Source organism: Brachyspira sp., assembly GCF_050873525.1.
In the GTDB taxonomy this organism is placed as follows: Bacteria; Spirochaetota; Brachyspiria; order Brachyspirales; family Brachyspiraceae; genus Brachyspira.
In genome coordinates this window covers 1-5,077 of the sequence record NZ_JBNMIZ010000191.1, presented here as the reverse complement: position 1 = coordinate 5,077, position 5,077 = coordinate 1, and the positions used below count along the sequence as shown (strand labels likewise).

Annotated in this window: 3 protein-coding genes; 2 read left to right on the top strand and 1 reads right to left on the bottom strand. The window is 33.2% G+C overall.

The genetic code is table 11. The annotated features are described in order from the left end of the window. Nucleotides 1-185: 185 nt before the first annotated feature. Together ACR0QS_RS10850 and ACR0QS_RS10845 are read left to right on the top strand one after the other, a co-directional pair. Nucleotides 186-1,778, top strand: a complete 1,593-nt coding sequence (locus ACR0QS_RS10850; RefSeq protein ID WP_432633464.1) for a peptide ABC transporter substrate-binding protein — start codon at nucleotides 186-188, stop codon at nucleotides 1,776-1,778. An 89-nt stretch (nucleotides 1,779-1,867) separates the two neighbouring features. Continuing rightward, nucleotides 1,868-3,463 (top strand): peptide ABC transporter substrate-binding protein, encoded by a 1,596-nt coding sequence (locus ACR0QS_RS10845; RefSeq protein WP_432633463.1) that lies wholly within the window; start codon nucleotides 1,868-1,870, stop codon nucleotides 3,461-3,463. Nucleotides 3,464-3,559: 96 nt separating this feature from the next. On the opposite strand, the gene serS is transcribed toward ACR0QS_RS10845, so the two are convergent. Then, on the bottom strand, nucleotides 3,560-4,837 hold the full coding sequence (serS, locus tag ACR0QS_RS10840) for a serine--tRNA ligase (protein ID WP_432633462.1): 1,278 nt from the start codon (nucleotides 4,835-4,837) through the stop codon (nucleotides 3,560-3,562). Nucleotides 4,838-5,077: the final 240 nt, after the last annotated feature.

Below are 5,077 nucleotides of genomic sequence, written 5' to 3'. Positions count from 1 at the left end.
CTTCTAGACCTTCCGCTTGGCATTTAGAATAGGTTTTGAGAACTTTATTAAGGTTTTTTAAATATATTTAGATATAATTTATTTTTGAAACTTTGGGGCTTGCTCGTTTAGGGCAGGCTCTTTTTTATATTGACTTTATATATTATATTTAATATAATTCCAAAAATTAATTTTGGAGAATAAAAATGAAAAAAATTATTATATCTTTATTAATAGTTTTAATCGCTTTTTCAATTTCTTGTAATAATAAAACGGAGTCCGATTCCATAGTGGTAAATATGTGGGCTGAACCTAAAACCATAGACCCTAGTCTAAATACTATGAAAGCGGTAGATGTTTATATAATTCATGCATTTGAAGGCTTAACCAAACTCGATTCTAATAATAATGTTATAGGAGGAACGGCTGAAAGCTGGGACATATCGGAAGACGGACTTAAATATACATTTTATTTAAGGACAAACGCAAAATGGAGCGATGGAAAACCAGTTACGGCAGGCGATTTTGAATATTCTTGGAAAAGAGCGGTAAATCATAAAACGGCGTCCGCGTATTCCTATGCGATGGAAATTATAAAAAACGCTAATGAAATAAACGCGGGAATAATGGATTATAACGATTTAGGAATCAAAGCAATAGACGATTATACTCTCGAAGTTATTTTGGAAAATCCTACCGTATATTTCTTGGAATTCATAGCCACTACGGGAATATTTATGCCAATTAGAAAAGATATTGTAGAAACTTACGGAGACGAATGGACATTGAATCCCGAAACTTATATAGGAAACGGAGCTTATAAAATGACGGAAAGATTAATAGACGATAAAATAGTATTTTCTATCAATACAAATTATTATTCCAAAGAAGAACAGATTGCAAAGAAAATAACTTTTATACTAACGAGCGACCCAAATACCGCAATAGCTGGACTTAAAAACGGTTCTATTCATTTTTCCGCTTTAGAAACTCCCGCTCTCGAAATAGAAAATTTAAAATCGGAAAATTATATTTATCTAAATAATTCTTTAGGAATTTATTATTTGGAACTCAATATAACCAATGACGCTTTGAAAGATAAAAGAGTTCGACAGGCTCTCGCTCTTGCCATAGACAGAAATTATATGATATCGAATGTTATAAACGGAATACCCGCTGGAGCTTTCGTTCCTCCTCAAATTAAAGGATTAAACGACACTTTTAGAAACGAATCTAAAGACTATATAGATGTTAATCCCGATAATCATAAAGAAAATGTTGAAAAAGCGAAACTGTTAATGGCGGAAGCGGGATATCCAAACGGAGAAAATTATCCTATATTGGAATTAAAAGTTTCTCCCGGAAATTTATTAAAAGGCGAAGTGATTCAGCAAATGTGGAAAGAGAATTTGAATATTACCGTTCAGTTAATACAGGAAGAATTTACCACTACCATTCAGTCTTTAATAGAAAAAGACTATCAATTAAGCAGAATGGGATGGATTGCCAATTATAACGACCCGATGACTATGCTCGATGTTATGCTTAGTTATGGCGGAGTAAATCATACTGGTTTTTCAAATGCAAATTATGACAGATTGATATTAATTGCAAAACAGTCGCCCGATAATAAAGTAAGAATGGAAGCGATGAAAGAAGCGGAAAGCATACTCATGGACGAAATGCCGATAATCCCTATTTATTACAGATTGGACGCTTTAATGATTAGTCCAAAATTGAAAGGCGCAGTTATTAGCTCTCTTGGAAAACATAGATTTAATTACTGTTATATAGAATAAAAATATTAATAAAATTTATTATTGAATTTATATTGACTTTATATATTCAATTTAATATAATTACAAAAACTTAATTTTGGAGAATAAAAATGAAAAATATTATTATATCTTTATTAATCGTTTTAAGCGGTTTTTCAATTTCTTGCGGGAATAAAACGGATTCAAATTCTATAGTTATAAATATGTCGGCAGAACCTAAAACTATGGACCCGACTTTGAATTCTTTAAGCGCGGTTTCGGTTTATATAATTCATGCATTTGAGGGTTTAACAAAACTCGATTCAAATAATAATGTCGCTGGAGCGGTTGCGGAAGGATGGTTTATATCGGAAGACGGACTTAAATATACATTTTATTTAAGGACAAACGCGAAATGGAGCGATGGAAAACCAGTTACGGCAAACGATTTTGAATATTCTTGGAAAAGAGCGGTTGACCCGAATGTGGCAGCCGAATATTCTTATATGATGGAAGTCGTAAAAAACGCCAAAGAAATAAACGCGGGAATAATGGATTATAACGAGCTTGGAGTTAAAGCGATTGACGATTATACTCTCGAAGTGACTTTGGAAAATCCCACGGCATATTTTTTGGAATTTATAGCTTCTACGGGAATATTTATGCCCGTTCGTAAAGATATTATAGAAACTTACGGAGACGAATGGACATTGAATCCCGAAACTTATATAGGAAACGGACCTTATAAAATGACGGAAAGATTAATAGACAATAAAATAGTATTTTCCGTTAATACGAATTATTATTCCGAAGAAGAACAAATCGCCAAAGAAATAACTTTTGTATTAATGAGCGACCCGAACACGGCGGTTGCTGGGCTTAAAAACGGAACGGTGCATTTTTCAGCTTTAGAACCGCCCGCAGCCGAAATAGAAAATTTAAAATCGGAAAATTATATTGCGGCAAATAACGCTTTGGGAACTTATTATTTGGAACTCAATATAACGAACGAAGCCTTGAAAGATAAGAGAGTAAGGCAGGCTTTATCGCTCGCAATCGACAGAAATTATATAGTTTCAAATGTCACAAAAGGCGGACAAATACCCGCTTACGCTTTAGTCCCACCGCAAGTCAGAGGATTAAACGGAACTTTTAGAAGCGAATCGGGAGATTATATAGATATTAATAATTACGAAGAAAATATAGAAATCGCAAAATCATTATTAGCGGAAGCTGGATATCCGAACGGAGAAAATTATCCGATATTGGAATTAAAAGTTTCGCCGGGAATTTATGTTTTAGTCGGAGAGGCGATTCAGCAAATGTGGAAAGATAATTTGAATATTACCGTTCAATTAATACAGGAAGAATTTCCGATAACTTTGCAGTCTTTAGTAGAAAAAGATTATCAATTAACGAGAATGGGATGGACGGGAGATTATAACGACCCGATGACTATGCTCGATGTTATGCTTAGTTACGGCGGAGTAAATCATAGCGGTTTTTCAAATGCCAATTACGACAGATTGATATTGATTGCAAAAGAGTCGCCCGATAATAAAGTGCGAATGGACGCGATGCGACAGGCAGAAAGCATACTTATGGACGAAATGCCTATAATTCCTTTATATTATAGAGCGGACGCTTTAATGATTAGTCCGAAATTGAAAGGAGTCGTTTTGAATACTTTGGGAAGACATAAATTTAATTACTGCTATATAGAATAAAATTTTTTGATAAAATTTTTATTAGAATTTTTAAAGGCGTCAAATTTTGGCGTCTTTTTTATACAATTTTTATGATTTAATTTTTTATTATTTATTTTATTCTTTTTCTATTTTATCAAAGCCCGTGAATTCTCTTAAAGCTTCTGGAATTATCACGCTTCCATCCGCCTGCTGATAATTTTCAAGAATTGCAATCCAAGTTCTTCCAACCGCGATTCCGCTTCCATTTAAAGTGTGAACTAACTCGGTTTTACCTCCTCGTTTTACTCTCATTTGCATTCGGCGAGACTGATAATCCCAGCAGTTGCTTACGCTTGAAATTTCTCTGTATGTATTTTGTGAAGGAAGCCATACTTCCAAATCGAAAGTTTTATAAGCGGCATTTCCAATATCTCCAGAAGATAAAACAACCACTCTATAAGGAAGTTCCAAAGCCTGCAAAATACTTTCCGCGTCTTTAAGCATTTTTTCATGTTCCATTTTCGAAGTATCGGGCGCGCATATTTTTACAAGTTCCACTTTATCGAATTGATGCTGTCTTATTAATCCTCTCATATCTCTTCCGTAAGAACCCGCCTCCGAGCGAAAACAAGGAGTATAAGCGGTTGCGTAAATCGGAAGCATGCTTTCTGGAATAATTTCTTCTCTATAAATATTAGTTAACGGAACTTCAGCAGTAGGTATCAAATATAAAGCGGGGTCGTCCGTAGTTTTAAATAAATCTTCTTCAAACTTCGGCAAATTTCCCGTTCCAGTCATAGCTTTTGAATTAACGAGAATCGGAGGAATATATTCTGTGTAGCCATGTTCGGTTGTGTGTTTTTTGAGCATAAAATTAATTAAGGCTCTTTCAAGCGCCGCACCTTTTCCTTTCATTAAAGAAAAACGAGTCCTTGACATTCTAACCGCTCTTTCAATATCGAGTATATTTAATCCGACTGCAATATCGACATGGTCTTTTACTTCAAAATCAAATTTTCGAGGCTCGCCCCATCTTATTATTTCTTTATTGCTTTTTTCATCGTCTCCTTCTGGCACTTCGTCCGAAAGCATATTCGGTAAATAAAGTATTTCGTTATTAACTTTTTCTTCGAGTTCGGATAATTTTTCTTCTTTTTTATTTAAGGATTCGACAAATAATTTCATCTCTTCTTTAATTTTTTCAGCTTCTTCTTTTTTGCCCGCTTTCATGAATTCGCCGACTTTTTTTGAAGATTCGTTTTTTTTCGCTCTGTCGCTTTCCACTTCTTTTAATAATTTTAATCTTTCGCTTTCCAGAGATTTTAATTTGTCTAAAGAAACTTTGCTTCTTCGTTTTCTTAAATTCTCTTCGACTAATTCTATATTTTCTCTTATCAATTTTACATCAATCATAAAAAATCCTTAAATAAAGTTTTTATAATTATACTATTATTTTAAAAAATGTATATAAAACCTTATTAAAATTTTTTTTAATTTTTTTTATTTAAAGCGTTGACATATTTTCCAATCCATGTTATATTTTATATAAAATTAAAGCTAAATAGCAAAGGATTACTAAATTATGAGTAAAACTACTGTAACTTTGTTAAGCAAAGCAAAGCAAAGCAAAGCCATAATTGTCTTTTAAACAAT

Excerpts from the sequence above, each read along its gene's own strand:
- ACR0QS_RS10845 (WP_432633463.1), top strand. The coding sequence starts at position 1,868 with ATGAAAAATATTATTATATCTTTATTAATCGTTTTAAGCGGTTTTTCA.
- serS (WP_432633462.1), bottom strand. The coding sequence starts at position 4,837 with ATGATTGATGTAAAATTGATAAGAGAAAATATAGAATTAGTCGAAGAG.
- ACR0QS_RS10850 (WP_432633464.1), top strand. The coding sequence starts at position 186 with ATGAAAAAAATTATTATATCTTTATTAATAGTTTTAATCGCTTTTTCA.